The sequence below is a fragment of the Streptomyces sp. CA-251387 genome (genome assembly GCF_050936625.1).
Taxonomy (GTDB): domain Bacteria; phylum Actinomycetota; class Actinomycetes; order Streptomycetales; family Streptomycetaceae; genus Streptomyces.
Genome location: NZ_JBNJMJ010000001.1, coordinates 5,904,102 through 5,920,339 on the forward strand (window position 1 = coordinate 5,904,102; position 16,238 = coordinate 5,920,339).

Annotated in this window: 15 protein-coding genes; 10 read left to right on the forward strand and 5 right to left on the reverse strand. The window is 71.4% G+C overall.

The features are described from left to right. Nucleotides 1-55 precede the first annotated feature (55 nt). Nucleotides 56-628, forward strand: coding sequence for a hypothetical protein (locus ACQEV2_RS26565; RefSeq protein WP_433046403.1), 573 nt, complete (start codon nucleotides 56-58; stop codon nucleotides 626-628). A 47-nt stretch (nucleotides 629-675) separates the two neighbouring features. Here the strand turns inward: ACQEV2_RS26565 and ACQEV2_RS26570 are convergent, their stop codons facing one another. Beyond that, a complete protein-coding gene (locus ACQEV2_RS26570) occupies nucleotides 676-1,170 on the reverse strand; it encodes a DUF1877 family protein (RefSeq protein ID WP_433046406.1) in 495 nt (164 codons plus the stop codon). A gap of 184 nt (nucleotides 1,171-1,354) precedes the next feature. Between ACQEV2_RS26570 and ACQEV2_RS26575 the strand changes: the two genes are divergently transcribed. Next, entirely contained in the window at nucleotides 1,355-1,762 is a 408-nt protein-coding gene (locus ACQEV2_RS26575) for a hypothetical protein (RefSeq protein ID WP_433046409.1), read from the forward strand. An 89-nt stretch (nucleotides 1,763-1,851) separates the two neighbouring features. Here the strand turns inward: ACQEV2_RS26575 and ACQEV2_RS26580 are convergent, their stop codons facing one another. Together ACQEV2_RS26580 and ACQEV2_RS26585 are read right to left on the reverse strand one after the other, a co-directional pair. Continuing rightward, complete coding sequence (locus ACQEV2_RS26580) at nucleotides 1,852-4,482, reverse strand: N-acetylmuramoyl-L-alanine amidase (RefSeq protein ID WP_433046411.1); 2,631 nt, start codon at nucleotides 4,480-4,482, stop codon at nucleotides 1,852-1,854. 293 nt (nucleotides 4,483-4,775) lie between these two features. After that, nucleotides 4,776-5,666: a septum formation family protein gene (locus tag ACQEV2_RS26585; RefSeq protein ID WP_433046414.1), complete on the reverse strand. Its 891-nt coding sequence runs from the start codon at nucleotides 5,664-5,666 to the stop codon at nucleotides 4,776-4,778. A 337-nt stretch (nucleotides 5,667-6,003) separates the two neighbouring features. On the opposite strand from ACQEV2_RS26585, the gene ACQEV2_RS26590 reads away from it, so the two are divergent. The 6 genes from ACQEV2_RS26590 (at nucleotide 6,004) to ACQEV2_RS26615 (ending at nucleotide 11,217) form a co-directional block, all read left to right on the forward strand. Then, the gene (locus ACQEV2_RS26590; RefSeq protein WP_433046417.1) at nucleotides 6,004-6,435 is read left to right on the forward strand and encodes a hypothetical protein; all 432 of its coding nucleotides are present in this window, start codon (nucleotides 6,004-6,006) and stop codon (nucleotides 6,433-6,435) included. Beyond that, nucleotides 6,432-7,298 carry a hypothetical protein gene (locus tag ACQEV2_RS26595; RefSeq protein ID WP_433046420.1) on the forward strand — a complete coding sequence of 289 codons (867 nt, stop codon included), beginning with the start codon at nucleotides 6,432-6,434 and terminating at the stop codon, nucleotides 7,296-7,298. Before ACQEV2_RS26590 ends, ACQEV2_RS26595 begins: the two co-directional genes overlap by 4 nt. Nucleotides 7,299-7,402: 104 nt before the next feature. After that, a complete protein-coding gene (locus ACQEV2_RS26600) occupies nucleotides 7,403-8,020 on the forward strand; it encodes an RNA polymerase sigma factor (protein WP_433046423.1) in 618 nt (205 codons plus the stop codon). 214 nt (nucleotides 8,021-8,234) lie between these two features. Further along, entirely contained in the window at nucleotides 8,235-9,062 is an 828-nt protein-coding gene (locus ACQEV2_RS26605) for a hypothetical protein (protein WP_433046426.1), read from the forward strand. A gap of 491 nt (nucleotides 9,063-9,553) precedes the next feature. After that, nucleotides 9,554-10,216 carry an RNA polymerase sigma factor gene (locus ACQEV2_RS26610; protein ID WP_433046429.1) on the forward strand — a complete coding sequence of 221 codons (663 nt, stop codon included), beginning with the start codon at nucleotides 9,554-9,556 and terminating at the stop codon, nucleotides 10,214-10,216. Further along, complete coding sequence (locus ACQEV2_RS26615; RefSeq protein ID WP_433046432.1) at nucleotides 10,216-11,217, forward strand: hypothetical protein; 1,002 nt, start codon at nucleotides 10,216-10,218, stop codon at nucleotides 11,215-11,217. The genes ACQEV2_RS26610 and ACQEV2_RS26615 overlap by 1 nt, the downstream gene beginning before the upstream one ends. A 252-nt stretch (nucleotides 11,218-11,469) precedes the next feature. Here ACQEV2_RS26615 and ACQEV2_RS26620 read toward each other — a convergent pair whose 3' ends face one another. Then, complete coding sequence (locus tag ACQEV2_RS26620; protein ID WP_433046435.1) at nucleotides 11,470-12,324, reverse strand: L,D-transpeptidase family protein; 855 nt, start codon at nucleotides 12,322-12,324, stop codon at nucleotides 11,470-11,472. A gap of 194 nt (nucleotides 12,325-12,518) precedes the next feature. On the opposite strand from ACQEV2_RS26620, the gene ACQEV2_RS26625 reads away from it, so the two are divergent. Beyond that, nucleotides 12,519-14,099, forward strand: a complete 1,581-nt coding sequence (locus ACQEV2_RS26625; RefSeq protein ID WP_433046438.1) for an acyl-CoA mutase large subunit family protein — start codon at nucleotides 12,519-12,521, stop codon at nucleotides 14,097-14,099. 99 nt (nucleotides 14,100-14,198) lie between these two features. After that, on the forward strand, nucleotides 14,199-14,771 hold the full coding sequence (locus ACQEV2_RS26630; protein ID WP_433054776.1) for a Uma2 family endonuclease: 573 nt from the start codon (nucleotides 14,199-14,201) through the stop codon (nucleotides 14,769-14,771). On the opposite strand, the gene ACQEV2_RS26635 is transcribed toward ACQEV2_RS26630, so the two are convergent. Further along, nucleotides 14,768-16,192 (reverse strand): FAD-dependent oxidoreductase, encoded by a 1,425-nt coding sequence (locus tag ACQEV2_RS26635; protein WP_433046441.1) that lies wholly within the window; start codon nucleotides 16,190-16,192, stop codon nucleotides 14,768-14,770. The genes ACQEV2_RS26630 and ACQEV2_RS26635 overlap by 4 nt on opposite strands. Nucleotides 16,193-16,238: the final 46 nt, after the last annotated feature.

Below are 16,238 nucleotides of genomic sequence, written 5' to 3' on the forward strand. Positions count from 1 at the left end.
CAGGGGCCTGTGCGGGGGCCCCGGCCCTCACGAAAGACCCGCTTAGGAGGCGTGGATGAGCCTGGTGGAACTGATCGCTCAGGCCGACGAACGCGGACTGGCCGCCAGCGGGTTGGCTTGTTTGGACCGGTGTGTGCCCCTGCTGGGCGGTGACGACGAGGTGCTGCGGCCGCTGTGGGCGAACCTCGCGTCCGGCGGGGACCCGGCCGCTTGGGGCGAGCTGCTGGAGGAGGTGCGCGTCAAGCTGGGCGTCGCGGAGGTCGTGGACGACGAGGGCGTCGAGGACGAGGCCGCGCTGCTCGCCCGGCGGATGCTGGCCGAAGCCCCGGCCGTCCGGTCCGCCGCCGAGGCACGCATATGGGCCGACGCCTGCTCGGTGGCCTCGCTGCAGGTGCACCGGCTTCTCGACCCCGCGGAGGACGAGGCGTCCTCGGTCGACGCACGCCGTGAGGGCCGTACGGAGGGCATGTCGCCGCTCGTCGCCGCCGAACTGCGCCGCCAGGTCAGCGTCCTGGAGCTGCTCGCCGGGCATGGTGCGGGCGGGCTGCGCCGGGCGCTGGAGGTGTCGACGGAGGGGCGGCGGGTGCTGCGGGCGGTGGTGTCGCGGCGGGCCCGGGGGCGGGGCTGACGCCCTGCCCCCCCTGCCCCCTTCTGTTCTCAGACCACCAGCTGTTCTCAGACCACCAGCCACTTCACCACCGCGTCGCCGTACTGCGCCGTCTGTGCGTAGAACGCGGTCAGGTCGCGGTGTGTCGCCGCGAAGAGGCCGCGCACTTCGGGTTCCGCGTCCGGCACGGCGTACGGCCGCAGCAGTTGCACGCGCGCGTGCCGCCACAGCCCGTCGAAGTCGGCCGCCTTGAGGTAGGCGGCGACCCCGGTCACCTGGGAGGCGGTGAGCAGCAGGAACGGCGGCAAGGAGGAGTCGGTGTGGAACACCGGGCGGCCACCGAGGACCACTTGGGTCCGTGGGCCTTCCGGTGCGTGGTGCGGGGGGATGCCGGAGTAGAGGGTCTCGACGTCGCCGTACAGCTTGTCGAGCACCTCCTCGCGATGCCGGCCGATCCGCTCCCGCACGGTGTCCCAGTCGTCCTCGAAAAGGCGCTGGAACCAGGTCGCGCTGTTGCGCAGCGCCGAGGGCGGCACCGCGCGCAGATGGAGGTACATGCTCATCAGTGACTGGAGCGCACGGGAGCGGCGAACCGTCACCCTCGCGTCAACACGGACGCTCGCGTAAACCTGGTTCCTGAGGGAGTCCTGTGGGCGTCGTGGGGTGGAGGTGAGGCGGTCCTGCACCGGTCCCGGGCAGCCCCCGGATCCGCGTGACGAAAAGCTCTGCGGCCACGCTCTCCCCAGTGTGACGACTCAGCAGGAAACCAGGCCCTCAGCTGCGACGAAGCCGGTCCGGTGGGCGGCGGACGCGGTGGCGATGATGCGCGAGGGAGCGCGGCTGCGGCTCGACTACTCGGCGCAGAGCCTGTGGCGGGTCGACCGGATGATCGAGGGCCTGCGCGACGAGGGGACGCCCTGTGCCGCCGTGGAGACCACGCTGCGCGGGCTCGGCGCGTACGCCGGTGAGGTGATCGCCCGTCAGACCGGCGCGGAGTGGTGGGCGTCGGGCGGCGAGCACTGGATCCGTACGCCGGACGGGCGGCTGTGGGATCCGATCGACGAGGCCCGGCGGTGTTTCGCGGGCGACGGGTCGCTGCGGTTGCTGTGCCGGGACGCGACGCGGGGGCAGTCACGGGAGCAGTCGCGGTGGTAGCGCGACGCCGCTGAGCATGACCCGGCCGGGACCCCGTGAATGGGTGGGGTCCCGGCCGGGTCAGGTGTCCTCGACGGGTGACGGCGTCGCTACGGCGTCAGCGTCTGGCCCAGGTGGGCGTCCGTCGGGGTGGCCAGGGTGGTCTTGCTGTAGATGACGGCCTGCGGGTAGCCGAGGCCCGTGCTGTTGCTCGGCAGGTACAGGACGATGCCGTCCGTGCCGTCCTCGCCCTCCGCGCCGAACGTCAGGTCCGCTCGGCCGTAGCCCGACAGGTCCGTCAGCGACACCGCGGAGCCGAACAGGTCGCCGGTCTCCGCGGTGCCGGCGACGCCGGAGGTGTCCTGGGAGACCGCGACCGAGCCCGAGCCGGTCAGGCCGGAGGACGCGCCCTTGACCAGGATCGCGTCGCCCGCGTTGGCGTAGTTGACGCCGCTGCGGGTCAGGTCCTCGCCGGGGGCGCCGGCCAGGGCGTCCGCGTAGCCGTCGGCGTTGTAGTCGCCGACCGAGACCGAGGCGCCGAACAGGTCACCGGACTCGTTGCCGCCGGGGACGTAGGCCGTGTCCTGGTGGATCGTCGTCATGCCGGTGGTGGTGAAGCCCGTCGACGTGCCGGGGACCATCGTGATCTGGCCGCCGGAGAGGCCGCCCGACTCCGACACCACCGGCTGGCCGATGACGATGTCGTCGTAGCCGTTGCCGTTGACGTCGCCCGCGGCGATGGAGCGGCCGCCCTTGACGGAGATCACGCCGGCCTTGGTCAGGCCGGTCGCCGAGCCCGCGAAGCGGAGCACGCGGCCGATGCCGCCGGTGTCGCGGTAGTTGAGGGCGACGTCCGCGTAGCCGTCCCGGTTGAAGTCGCCGGTCGCGGCGTCCAGGTAGGCCACCGACCCCGTGGCGGAGGTCAGCGTGCCGGTCGCCGTCGCGCCGCCGGTCAGCCGCGCGTTCCAGTTGCCGCCCTTGCCGGTGCCGGCCGCGAACACGTCCGCCTTGCCGTCGCCGTTGAAGTCGCCGACGGCCACGGTGGAGCCGAGCTTGGCGCCCGCCGCCGTGACACTGCCCGAAGTGGTGTACGTGAGGCCCGAGTCGAGCGCCGGGCCGTACAGCACCGTGACCGAACCGCGGTCGGCGTTGCCGCTGGTGTCGTCCTCGCCGGGCGCGCCGATCGCGAGGTCGGCGTAGCCGTCGCCGTTGACGTCGCCCCACGCCGTCGAGGCGCCGAAGCTGTCGCCGGACTCGTGGGAGCCGGGAACACCGGTGCTGTTCTGGGTGATCGTCCGCTTCGAGGCGGGGACCGGGCCGTCGATGCCGCCCGGGACGACCGTGAGGGTGCCGCCGTTGCTCAGCGCGCGGGGCGTGCCGGTGACCAGGTCGGTGATGCCGTCACGGTTGAAGTCCGAGGTGGCCAGGGCGTGCGAGATGCCCGGGGTCTTGGCGACCTGGGCGATCCGGCTGAGCTTGGGGTAGAGGTTGGCGCCCGGGCAGGCCGTGGAGTTGGTGTCCCGGTGGCCGAAGACGCGCGGCAGCGTGACCGACGTGCCCTTCGGGATCTTGTTGCCGCTGTAGCCCTGGTCCACGCCGGACGTCAGCGTCACCTTGCCGGTCGGGTCGATGCCGTACATCCCGAACTTCCAGGCCACGATCCGGGAGATCGCGTCCAGCGCCGCCCGACTGGGCTGCGCCTTCTCGAAGTTGCCGATGTACGAGATGCCGACCGTGTCGGTGTTGAACCCGGCGTCGTGCGCGCCGGTCACCGGCAGGTCCATGCCGCCGCTGCGGCCCTCGAAGATCTGGCCGCACTTGTCGACGACGAAGTTGTAGCCGACGTCGAACCAGCCCTGGCTGAGGTGCCCCTGCTGGATCGTGCGCATCCTGGCCCGGGACTCGGCGCAGGACAGGCCGTTGTCGCTGTCGACGCCGGTGTGGTGGATGACGGCGGCCTTGATCTCGGTGCCGTACTCGGGTGTGCCGTTGTAGTCGGTCGACGCGCCCCACTCGGCCTGCGTGATGACCGGCGGCTTGACGACCGTCGAGGGCCGGGGCGCGGGGACCGTGGAGGTCGGGGTGGGGGAGGCGGTCGGGGACGGGGACCCGGTGGGCGTTCCGGTCGCCGTGGGGGTGTCCGTGGGCGCCGGGGTGCCGGGCGCCGAGGCCGGATCGGTCGGCTCGACCGGTGCCGTGGGGGTGGCCGTTTCCGTCGGCGCCGGGGACTGCGTGGCCGGCGCCGTGGTCTCCTCGGCCGCGAAAGCGGCCGGGCGTATCGCGCCCTTCGGATCCGTGCCCGGGTCGAGCAGCTTGACGTCCATGCCGGCCGGCTGGCCCGTCGCCTCGGTGCCGTCCGCGTTGACGACCCGCACCTCGATGCCGTCGGAGTCGCCGGTCCAGACCGACTCGGTGCCGCCGCGCAGAGCGGCCCGCTCGCCCTCGGCGCCGTCCGCCTGGCTGGGCTCGAGCGTCACCTTCTGCCAGTCCGACCACTTGCCGGTCTCGATGTCCCGGGTGCGCACCTCGGGCGTGCCCTTGGCCTGCTTCTCGGGGTCGTTCCAGGTCAGCACGACCGCGCTGAAGCGGTCGGTGTCCTGCTTGGCCAGGCCCTTGCGACCCGAGCCGCGGTCCTTGAGCCCGAGCGTGTGGATCGACGGCTTGCGGGTCTCCCGCTTGGCGTCGGCCGGCGCGGAGGGCTCCGCGATGGCGTACGTCACGACGCCGGCACCGCTCAGCACGACGGCTCCCACCGTCAGCCACGCCCGTCTCTTGAGGCTGAGCGGTTTGTACGCATGGGTCCTGCGAGGACTCAACTGTCCCACCCCCGGTAAATGGTCACGGTCGCATCACCTGTCACACAGGTGTCACTTACACACAGCGCACGAGGTGCGGGAACCGTCACCCAGGGAATGCGGCCCGACCAGGTGCCCGACCGTCACACCACGGCCGTTCAGTCGCGGGCGGGGGGGCAGGCCAACGAGAAGGCGGGGCCGGGTCCTTGGTGGACTCGACCCCGCCTGCCCGAAGAGTGTCAGCTCGCCCAGACCTCGGCGTCGTCGGCCGGGACGGTGGTGGCCAGGCCCAGCTCCTTGCGGGCGGCGACCGTCTTGTTCGGGTCGAGGCCGGTGAAGGCCGGGTCGTAGGCGATGTAGAACGCGTCGGCGTCGGCGGCGTTCGCGGCCTTCTTCCAGTTCGCGGCCGTCTTCGTCAGCTGCTCGCGGAGCTTGCCGACCTCCGTGCCGTCGATGCCCTTCAGGCCCGCGAGGTGCGTGTCGAGGGCGGCAGCGACGGCCTTGGCCTGCTTCTTGTAGCCGGCCAGGTCGTCCTCGACGGTGTCCGACTCGGGCTGGTTGGCCCACAGGGCGTCGTAGACGGCGTTCGCGCCCTTCAGGTACGCGGTCTGCTCGGGCTTCAAGGACTTCGCGTCCGCCGTCATCGAGCCGGTGAACCTGCCCTTTTCCTTGGTGTAGGTGCAGGTCACGGCGCGGTCGCCGGTCGCCCAGCTCTCCTTGGTCGGGGTGTAGTAGAAGACGGCGACCCCCTTGGGCAGCGCCCAGGTGTCCGGGGCGACCTTCCCCGCCTCGACCGGGCACTGCTTGTCGGCGACCGCCCAGACCGCCTCGTCGCCGGGGTACGACTTCGCGTCGTCGAGCTTGAAGTCGCCGACGACCTGCCCCTCGTGCGCCTCGTCGCAGGGCACGATCTCGACGAGGATCTCCTCGCCCTCGCCCTTGGTGTTCGGGTTGTAGCAGTCACCGATCTCCAGCGAGAACACCGACCGCTGGCGGGCCACCTTCTTCGCGCCGTCCTTGGCGCTGTCGACGGCGTCCGAGACATCCGAGCAGCCGGCCGCGCCGATCGCGAGCAGGGCGACGGCGGCAGATATGCCACGAACAGAACGGAAAGGGCTACGGATTGACATGACGTGTACATCCTCTTACGCGAGCTTTATGAGGGGGGCGCGCGCATCGTATGCCATTCCTGAGGCTCGGCTGTGCGAAGTTCCCCGCCGGTCAGGGCGTTTGCGCGGCAACGTCTCTGACCCCCGATCAGCCGCAATGGTTGTACGGGGCAGCCGTGGCAGCTCGACGCCGACCGCACAGACACACGAGAAGTCGAAAGGTTGTACGTGTGCTGTGACTTCGCTGTGTGTGAAGGAACACGCCCGTTACCCGTGATGCTCACGAGGCGACGTCCGCTTGATCAGCGGAGGGGCCAGTGGGAGTCCCTCCGTCGGCCGAGCAAAGGGGTGGGGTCCCATGAGCACAGTGGACGAACGGGTGCCGGGCGCCCACGAGATGGGCCCGCACGCCGCGGCCTTCGTCACCGGCGTGACCGCCAGGCAGCGGCTGCCGCTCGACTACTCGGTGGCCAGCCTGCGCATCGTCGACTTCCTGATCGACGGACTGCGCAAGGGCGGCGCGGACCGGGAGCGCGCGCAGAGGACACTGTTGGGGCTCGGGGCGTACGTCGGTGAGGTCCTCGTGCGCCGCGCGGGGGCGGTGTGGGTGGACTTCGACGCCGACCAGTGTGCCTACTTCGGCCAGCCGGTCGGGGTGCGCATGCCGGACGGGCGGGTCTGGAACCCGCTGGGCAAGGTGCTCAACCGGTTCGAGCTCGGTGGCCCCAAGGAGTCCCTGCAGATCTTCTACCTGACCCTGCACGGGCGGGCACGGAGGGCCGTGGCGTGAGAACACGCCTCGCGGCGACGACCGCGCTCCTCCTCTCCGCCGCCCTCACGGGGTGCGCGGCGGACGACGCGCCGCCCGCCGAACCGAGCCGCCGGGCGGCCGCCCCCGCCCCCGTCGAGTCCCCCTCCGCCCCCGCACCCGAGACCTCCGCCGAGTTCCTCGCCCTGGCCGAGGAGGCGATGGCCGCGGAGAAGGGCTGGCGGTTCACCGTGCGGGGGAGCGAGGACCTGACCCTCCAGGGGCAGACCAGTGGCGCCACCTACTCCGCGACCGTGCACCGGACCACGGGCGCGACATGGGCACTGCACTCCGTCGGCAGCAGCCGGAGCAACAAGGGCGTGACCAAGTCCGAGACGGTCTACGCCGTCGACGGCGTCGGATACGTCAAGGACGGCGACGCCGCCTGGCGGCACGGGCCCCTCGCCGACTCGGAGATCGCGAGCAAGGTCGAGGACCCGATGGCCGCCCTCGACACGTTCGAGGACTACGGCGACGCGGTCTCCGTCACCGCCTCGGACCGGAGCGTCGAACTGCGCGTCCGTACGACGTCCGCCGCGCTGCCCGCCGTTCGGGACCAGGGCGTCGTACGCAAGGCCCTGCGCGAACTCGCCCCGACACTCGAGCAGTTGCGCGCGGCCGGCGTCACGGCACCGGAGAGCGGGATCACCGTGGAGCGCGCCGAGGAGTCGCTCGTCCTCAACCCCTCGACGTACCAGGTCACTTCGCACACCTTCCGGTGCGTCCTGCGTATCCCGTACGGAACCCAGGGCATCCGCTATGCCCAGGAGGTGACCGAGCGGGCCTCGGGGCCGTACGAGGGGACCGTGGTGCTGCCGCAGGAAGCGGCGACGCCCGCGCTGTGACACTTCTGTGAATCCCGGCGCTGTTGTGCGTGGAGGGACGTCGACAGCGTGGGCGTGCCGCAAGGTGCGGATTCGTCACGAACCGGTACGGACGAGGACAGTTCTTGGGCCACGGAGGGGTACCCCGCCGCGTGCACGCGTACGACGGGGATTTGGGCGCGGCCGTCGCGCGGGCCCAGGAAGGCGACGAAGCCGCGTTCGCGGTCGCGTACCGGCTGGTGCAGCCCGGACTGCTCGGGTATCTGCGCGGGCTGGTCGGGGGCGACGCGGAGGACGTGGCGTCCGACGCCTGGCTGGAGATCGCCCGGGACCTCGGCCGGTTCAAGGGTGACGGAGCCGGGTTCCGGGGCTGGACGGCGACCATCGCCCGGCACCGGGCGCTGGACCATCTGCGCCGGCAGAAGGTACGGCCCCGGTCGTCGGCGCTGGAACAGGACGTACTGGACCTGCCCGGTCCGGACAGCACGCACGACCAGGCGCTGGAGTCGCTCTCCACCGAACACGCCCTGGAGCTGCTCCGGGGGCTGCCGCGGGACCAGGCCGAGGCGGTGCTGCTGCGCGTCGTCGTCGGCCTCGACGCCCCCGCCGCGGCACGCGTCCTCGGCAAGCGCCCGGGCGCGGTGCGGACGGCCGCGCACCGGGGGCTGAAGCGCCTTGCCAAACAGCTGGGCGCCGCAGGTGTGACGGATGACGGCCCCCGGACGCTGGGGGAATCGAAATGAACGGCGCGATGAGTCGTACGGGGCGTGAGGGACGTACAGGCTCTACGAGCTTGTGAGCCACAGCAGTCATACAGGTCACGTAGATCACGTACGACGCGGGGGGACCAAGGGCCGTAACGGCAGACAGAGCACGTCGACAGGAACGGGAACGCACATGGGTGAACAGCAGAGCGGCGGTGGAGCCTCCGGCCGTCGGCGTGTGCACCCTGACGGCATGGCCCACGGTCACCCGTCCGGCCGGGTCCTGGCGCTCGACGACGCCGAGCTGGCGGCGCTGCTCTCCGCCGCCGTGCTGCGCGGGCACCCCGTGGACACCGAGGGCGAGCAGCGTGCCGTGGCCGCGTTCCGGGCGGCCCGGGCAGCCGGGGCCCACCGGACGCGCACCCGGCGCCGGGACGACTGGCGGTCCCGTGAGCAGCGGCGGCTGGCGCGGTCGCTGAAGACCGGACTGTCCCTGTTCGCCGCGAGCCTGACGTTGGGCGGTGTGGCGTTCGCGGCGATCGGCTCCTCCGACATGCCGGACGACTCCGGCGACAAGGCGAGGCCGACCCCGGCGGCCGGCGCCTCCGACGGGCCGGCCGCCGGGCCCTCCGCCGCGACGTCCGGCGCCGCCTCCGGCAAGCCCGGCCACCCCGCCACCGCCCAGGACACCGAGGCCAAGTGCCGTGCCTACGACCAGGTCGCGGGCCGCGGCGACGCGCTGGACTCGACGGCCTGGCAGCGGCTGGTCACGGAGGCGGGCGGCGCGGACAAGGTGGCCGCGTACTGCGCCGAGCAGCTGGCCCGGGTGACGCCCACGAGCAGGCCGAGCCGGGCGGCCACACCGGGCCGCGGAGCGGGCGAGGCGACGAACGGCGCCGACGGCAATGCGGCGAACGGTGCCGACGCGACGAGCGGTGCCGACGGCAATGGTGCGGACAACGCGGGCAACGCCGACAACACCGGCAATGCCGACAGTGCGGAGAGCGGTGCGGGCAACGCGAACAGCGGCGCGGGCGGCGACCAGGCCGACAAGGACTCTGGGAACGGGACGAAGAACTGACGCACGGGGCGAGAAGCGGTTCAAGCGGGTTCAGGTGAGCCGCCGTCCCAACTTTGCTGACCGGCTGCTGCAGCTGGTGCTTGTCGTCCACGATCCGATGGCGGCGCTGATCTTCCGGTCCATCGTCGGCATCGTCCCGGTCGGAGCCGGAAGCGTCGCGGAGACGGCCGGGGCCGCCACCCCCCACAGGAGAGGCCCCGGCCGTCGCGCGGCACGGGCCGCGCGGCGGCCCGTACTCTCTACAGCGCCGGGACTGCGTTTTCTGTCACACCCGGGCGGCGACTTCGCGGATTCCCAGGTAGTTGCATGTTGTACGGACATGGACGAGCAGCGCTTTCACGCCGTAACGTGCCTTTCGCGCCGACGGCAGAGACAAGACCACCGACGGACCAGCGACCTTGGACCGTAGTCATTAAGAGGAACCACGACGGCGAGAATTCCGGTCCGCGAGAGCGGCGCCGGCTTGGGCGCAAAGAAGGGCACCACCACCAGTGCTGGGGGACGACGCGGAGCTGACAGCCGCGGTGCTTGCGGCACAGGACGGGGACGAGACCGCGTTCCGGACTGTGTACCGATCCGTGCACCCGCGGCTGCTCGGGTACGTACGGACGCTGGTCGGCGACCCCGACGCCGAGGACGTCGCATCGGAGGCGTGGCTGCAGATAGCCCGTGACCTGGACCGGTTCAGCGGGGACGCGGACCGCTTCCGCGGCTGGGCCGCCCGAATAGCCCGCAACCGTGCGCTGGACCACATACGCATGCGCGGCCGCCGCCCCGCGATCGGCGGCGACGAGACGGAGCTGACCGGGAAGGCCGCCGAGTCGGACACCGCGGGCGAGGCCATGGAGGCCCTGGCCACCGACGGCACCCTCTCCCTCATCGCACGGCTGCCGCAGGACCAGGCCGAGGCCGTCGTCCTGCGTGTGGTCGTGGGGCTCGACGCCAAGACGGCCGCGGAGACGCTGGGCAAGCGTCCGGGTGCCGTACGGACCGCCGCGCACCGGGGCCTGAAGCGGCTCGCCGAGCTGCTCGGCGACGATCCGGAATCGGCCGGGGTCCTCGACGCCCTGCCTCCCCAGCGAGGAACCCGCGACCGCGCGGTGACGTCTGCGAGTGTGACGCAAAGCGTCACGCGGACGCAGAAGGATGTGTGATGGCCGACGAGCAGTACAGGTGGCTGGACCGCGAAACGGCGGAGCGGTTGCTGCGCGGAGAGTCACTCGAAGCTGTCGACGCGGCCGATCGCGACCAGGCCGAACGGCTCGCCAAGACCCTTGAGGCACTGACCGTCGAACCCCCGCTGAGCAGCGGCGCGGAACTCCCTGGAGAGGCCGCGGCGCTGGCGGCGTTCCGCGCGGCGCGGGCGGATCGTGACGACGTTGCCATGACCGTCGGTCACCGCTCCGGTTCCCACGCCTCCCGGGCCGGCGACGTCGGGCTCGTCCGGATCGGCGCTCCCGACTGCACCGCCCGTCGCCGCCGCTGGGGCCGTCCGGTGCGGCTCGGGCTGGCCGCCGCGCTGGCCGTCGGCATGGTCGGCGGGGTCGCGGTCGCGGCCGGAACCGGAGTGCTGAAGACGCCGTTCGGCGGCGACGAACCGGGCCGCCCCGCCGCCACGGTCTCGGCAGCGGTGCCCCCGGAACGCCCCCTGATCTCGCCCTCGCCGGACATCGGCGCGCAGGACGAGCCCACGCCCCGCGGCACCTCGAAGGACCACCCCGGCCCCGGCGCCCCCAAGGACACCGCACCCGGTGGCCCCGCCGGGGACCGCGAAACCGCCGGCGCGGACCGGGACGGCCAGTCCGGCGGGTGGCGGCAGGCCGTCACGGCCTGCCGCGACATGCGTGACGGCAAGCAGCTGTCCCGCGACCGCCGCCGTGCCCTGGAGAGCGCGGCGGGCAGTTCCGCACGCGTGTGGAAGTACTGCACGGGTCTCCTCACCGGCGCCGGCGAGAGCACCCAGGCTCAGCCGGACAAGGCCAAGGGCGACACCGACGAGCAGGGCGGCAAGGGCGACGGAGGCAAGGGCGACGACGAGGATCGCCCGAACGGCTCGGGCGGCCACGGCCATGGCAACGGCAACGGCGGCGGCAACGGCCACCGCACGAACGGCGCCGCGGCGAAGTCACCGAGCCCGTCGTACAGCGCGCTCTGAGCGGAACGCCCTCGCAGTCACTCCCGTCACACTCCTCTGACCTGCGGTTTTGCATCTCATAGAAAAATCTTCGCGCCAGGAGTGACGTTTTCGGTCGGGGTGGCGCTGATGAAAGTGAGCCGACTGGTCATCGGCCGTCGCACAGAGCCGGGGTTCCCCCCGTACCTGCGGCTCGTGCATCGGCGCGGGCGGGACACGTTCCCCCGGTCCCGCCCGCGCCCCACTTCTCCCTCACCGCGGAAGTTCTCCGCCTCACCAGTGGACGACGACCTTGTCGCCGGTCCGGACCTGCGCGAACATCTCCGCGATCGCCCGCTCGTCCGCCACGTTGACGCAGCCGTGCGAGGCACCGGCGTAACCCGTGGCCGCGAAGTCGGACGAGTAGTGCACCGCCTGGCCACCGCTGAAGAACATCGCGTACGGCATGGGCGAGTCATAGAGCGTCGACACATGGTGCCGGGACTTCCAGTAGACGCTGAACACACCTTCCCGTGTCGGTGTGTACTGCGCTCCGAACCGCACCGGCACCGTCAGGACGGTCCGCCCGTCGATCATCCAGCGCAGCGTCCGGCTCGACTTGCTGACGCACAGCACCCGGCCGGTCAGGCACCGCGCGTCCGGCGCGTCGGCGGGCTGCCCGCCCATCAGATACAGGTCCCACTTGCCGGGTTCGCGCGTCATCTTCAGCAGCCGCTGCCAGGTGACCTCGTCGGTCTTCCCCGTCCTCGGCAGCCCCCGCTTGCCCTGGAAGCCCCGCACCGCCTGCTCGGTCAGGTCGTCGTACGTCCCGGTCGGCCCGTCGAAGAGCCAGGCGATCTGCCGCAGGCGGGCCTGGAGCTCGCGTATGTCACGGCCCTCGTCGCCCCGCGACCACAGCACGGCGGGTGCCGGCGGCGTGGGCGTGGCGCTCGGCTTGTCGTCGGGCGGGGCGGACTTCGCGGACGGCGTGCTGCTCGGGAGCTCTATGCGCACCGGCGACCGTTGCTCTTCGCCCGATGCCTGCACGGTGCACCCGCACAGCACCGCGAGCACGGCACCCGAGGCGAGCACGGCGGTCGGTGCACGCAAGCCCCTGACGTGGATCCTCCCCATGCCCCTGGTACGCATCCAACCCCCCGTCGTCTCATCCCGGCCGCCCCCGGCCACACCTGATGTCACTTGAGATGTTCCCCGCGCATGACCGGTTGCGAACTACGCGGCATGGTGGGAGACAAGGGTGAACCGCCTCTGGGAGAATCTGTACTGGCAGGTAACAAGCACAGCGACCGGGTAACAAGCGCAGCAACACGGAGGGCCACACCATGACGCGCGAGTCGGAATCCGGACTGCCCATCGAGCCGGTCTACGGGCCGGACGCGCTGCACGGCTGGGACGCATCCGAGAAGCTCGGCGAGCCCGGCGCGTACCCCTTCACCCGCGGCGTCTACCCCACGATGTACACCGGCCGCCCCTGGACGATGCGCCAGTACGCCGGCTTCGGCACGGCGACGGAGTCCAACGCCCGCTACCGCGACCTGATCGCGCACGGCACGACGGGCCTCTCCGTCGCCTTCGACCTGCCCACCCAGATGGGCCACGACTCCGACGCGCCGATCGCGCACGGTGAGGTCGGCAAGGTGGGCGTGGCGATCGACTCGATCGACGACATGCGGGTGCTGTTCGGCGGGATCCCGCTGGACAAGGTGTCGACGTCGATGACGATCAACGCCCCCGCGGCCCTGCTCCTGCTCCTCTACCAGCTGGTCGCGGAGGAACAGGGCGTGAGCGCCGAACAGCTGACCGGCACGATCCAGAACGACGTGCTCAAGGAGTACATCGCGCGCGGGACGTACATCTTCCCGCCCAAGCCCTCCCTCCGCCTGATCGCCGACATCTTCAAGTACTGCAAGGCCGAGATCCCGAAGTGGAACACGATCTCGATCTCCGGCTACCACATGGCCGAAGCGGGCGCCTCGCCCGTGCAGGAGATCGCCTTCACCCTGGCCGACGGCATCGAGTACGTCCGCACGGCCGTGGCGGCGGGCATGGACGTCGACGACTTCGCGCCCCGCCTGTCCTTCTTCTTCGTGGCCCGTACGACGATCCTGGAGGAGGTCGCCAAGTTCCGCGCGGCGCGCAGGATCTGGGCCCGGGTGATGCGGGACGAGTTCGGTGCGAAGAACCCCAAGTCGATGATGCTGCGCTTCCACACGCAGACGGCGGGCGTGCAGCTGACGGCCCAGCAGCCGGAGGTGAACCTGGTGCGCGTCGCCGTCCAGGGCCTGGCGGCGGTCCTCGGCGGCACGCAGTCCCTGCACACCAACTCCTTCGACGAGGCGATCGCGCTGCCGACGGACAAGAGCGCGCGGCTGGCACTGCGTACGCAGCAGGTCCTCGCCTACGAGACGGACGTGACAGCGACGGTCGACCCCTTCGCGGGCTCCTACGTCATCGAGAAGATGACCGACGACGTCGAGGCGGCGGCCGTCGAGCTGATGCGGAAGGTCGAGGACCTCGGCGGCGCGGTGGCGGCCATCGAGCACGGCTTCCAGAAGGCCGAGATCGAGCGCAGCGCCTACCGGATCGCCCAGGAGACGGACTCCGGCGAGCGGGTCGTGGTCGGCGTCAACCGCTTCCAGCTGCACGAGGAGGAGCCGTACGAGCCGCTCCGCGTGGACCCGGCCATCGAGGCCCAGCAGGCGGAACGGCTCGCGAAGCTGCGGGCGGAGCGGGACCGGGGGGCGGTGGACTCGGCCCTCGACGCCCTGAAGAAGGCGGCGGAGGGGGAGGACAACGTGCTGTACCCGATGAAGGAGGCGTTGCGGGCTCGGGCGACTGTGGGGGAGGTGTGCAATGCGTTGCGGGAGGTTTGGGGGACGTACGTTCCCTCGGATGCCTTCTGAGCTGGTCGATTCCCTCGAATGGGTGATCGGGGCCGGAAATCGCCCGCCCCCGGTTACGCTCGTGGAGGGTGTTCCCGAAAGGAGGGTGCCGTGGCTGTGATGCTGCACGAGTCGTCGCTTGCCGATGCTGCCGACCGGCTCTGGGAGGAGCTGCCCGGGCACCGGGTGGAGATCCTCAACGGGAGCATTGTTGTGACACCGCCGCCGGATGGGGCGCATCAGGAGACGCTGACCTGGCTCATCGAGGAGTTTCTGCGGATCAAGGCCAGGCAGGCAGGGCTCAGATACGTGCAGGGCATCGGCTTGTGGCTGCCGACCGGGCCGGACGATTACGCAGTGCCGGACTTCTCTGTCGTAGACGACGACTACAAGGACGCACTCGTCGAGAAGAACTGCTACGCACCACACGTCTTCCGTCTGGTGTTGGAGGTGACCTCCTCCAACTGGACCAACGACACGGCCACCAAGGTTGACATCTACGCGCGGGCAAATATCCCCGTTTACCTTGTCGCTGACCGCAAACACGACGAGGTCCTTCTGTACCGGAACCCGACCGACGGCAAGTACCCGGACCCTGCCCGCTACAAGCGAGGCCAGACCGTCCCCGTCCCCGAATCCGTAGGCGTCACCCTCGACCTCTCCGTCGACACCCTCCTCGACGGCGACGACTAGCGAAGCCCGAACCGGCCCAGGTAATCCGCAAGCCCGGCTGCCTGGTCCCCGGCCCACCCCACGTAACCGTCCGGCCGCACAAGGAACAGCCCGCTGCCGTACGACTCCTGCGCCCGCCCCCGGACCACCCGTACCGCCCCCGGTACCTCCGGCGGCTCCACCCCCACCGCCACCAACGTCCAGTGCGGCCCCCGGAACGCGTCGAAGAGGCGTACGCCGCCCAGTGTGCCGTCGGGGGCGCGATCACCCGCTCGTACCGGACCCGGTGTCGCCCGTGTCTCCTCCGTGAGCGTCGACTCGCGATAGCCCAGGCCGAGTTGGCGGGTCGCCTCGCCGCGCCGGACCTCGCCGCGGTGGACGCCGGTCGACAGGCCGAGCATGTCGGCGGCGATGGCGCGCCGCTCCTCCTCGTACGTGCCCAGCAGAGCGGCGTCCGCCCCGTCCCGCAGCACCGCCCCCAGCTTCCACCCCAGGTTGTAGGCGTCCTGCACGCTGGTGTTGAGCCCCTGCCCGCCCGCCGGTGAGTGGACATGCGCGGCGTCCCCCGCGAGGAACACCCGCCCGTCCCGGAACCGGTCCGCAAGCGCCGCCCGCGGCCGGAAGTCGGAAGCCCAGCGCATCTCGGTCACGTCCTCCGGCGCCAGATGCGAGCGCGCGGCGACCACCTTGCGTACGCCCTCCAGCGAGACGTCCACCGACGCCGCCTCCGCGAACTGGGCCACCACCTGGAAGTCCTCCGTACCCGCGAGCGGGCAGATGGCCAGGAAGCCCTCGTCCGCCCCGCGCGGCGGGAACACGTGCCAGTTGTCCCGGTCCAGCCCGCTGATCCTGACGTCCGCCACCAGGACCGGGTTCGGGTCGACGGTCTCCCCGGTCATGCCGATGCCGAGAGACCGCCGTACCGCCGAACGGCCGCCGTCGGCGGCGACGACGTGCCGCGCGCGGACGCTGTCGCCGGCCGCGAAGCGGACCGTCACTGCGTGCTCGTCCTGCGTGATCCCGACGGCCTCCCGGCCGAAGGCGACCTTCCCGCCCAGCTCCTCCAGCCGCGCGAACAGCACTTCCTGCGTCCGCCACTGCGGCACCATCCACGGCTCGGTGTACGGCGAGTCCTCCGTCACCTCGGCCGGGTCGAACATCTGGTGCTCGCCCACCCGCTTGCCGTCCTGCCAGATCATCCCGACCGGATAGCTGCCGCCCGCCGCGCGGATCGCGTCGAGCACGCCCAAGTCGTCGAAGACCTCCATCGTGCGCGGCTGGATGCCCTTGCCGCGTGAGCCCGGGAACAGTCCGCCGTCCCGCTCCACGACCAGCGCGTCCACCCCGCGCCGCGCCAGGTCGATGCCGAGGGCGAGGCCGGTCGGGCCGGCGCCGACGATCAGGACGTCGGTATCGACGTCGAAGCCCAAATCTGTACGCATCGGGTATTCTCCCTTAACGCTGTTAAGTACTGTCGGTGATGAGCGT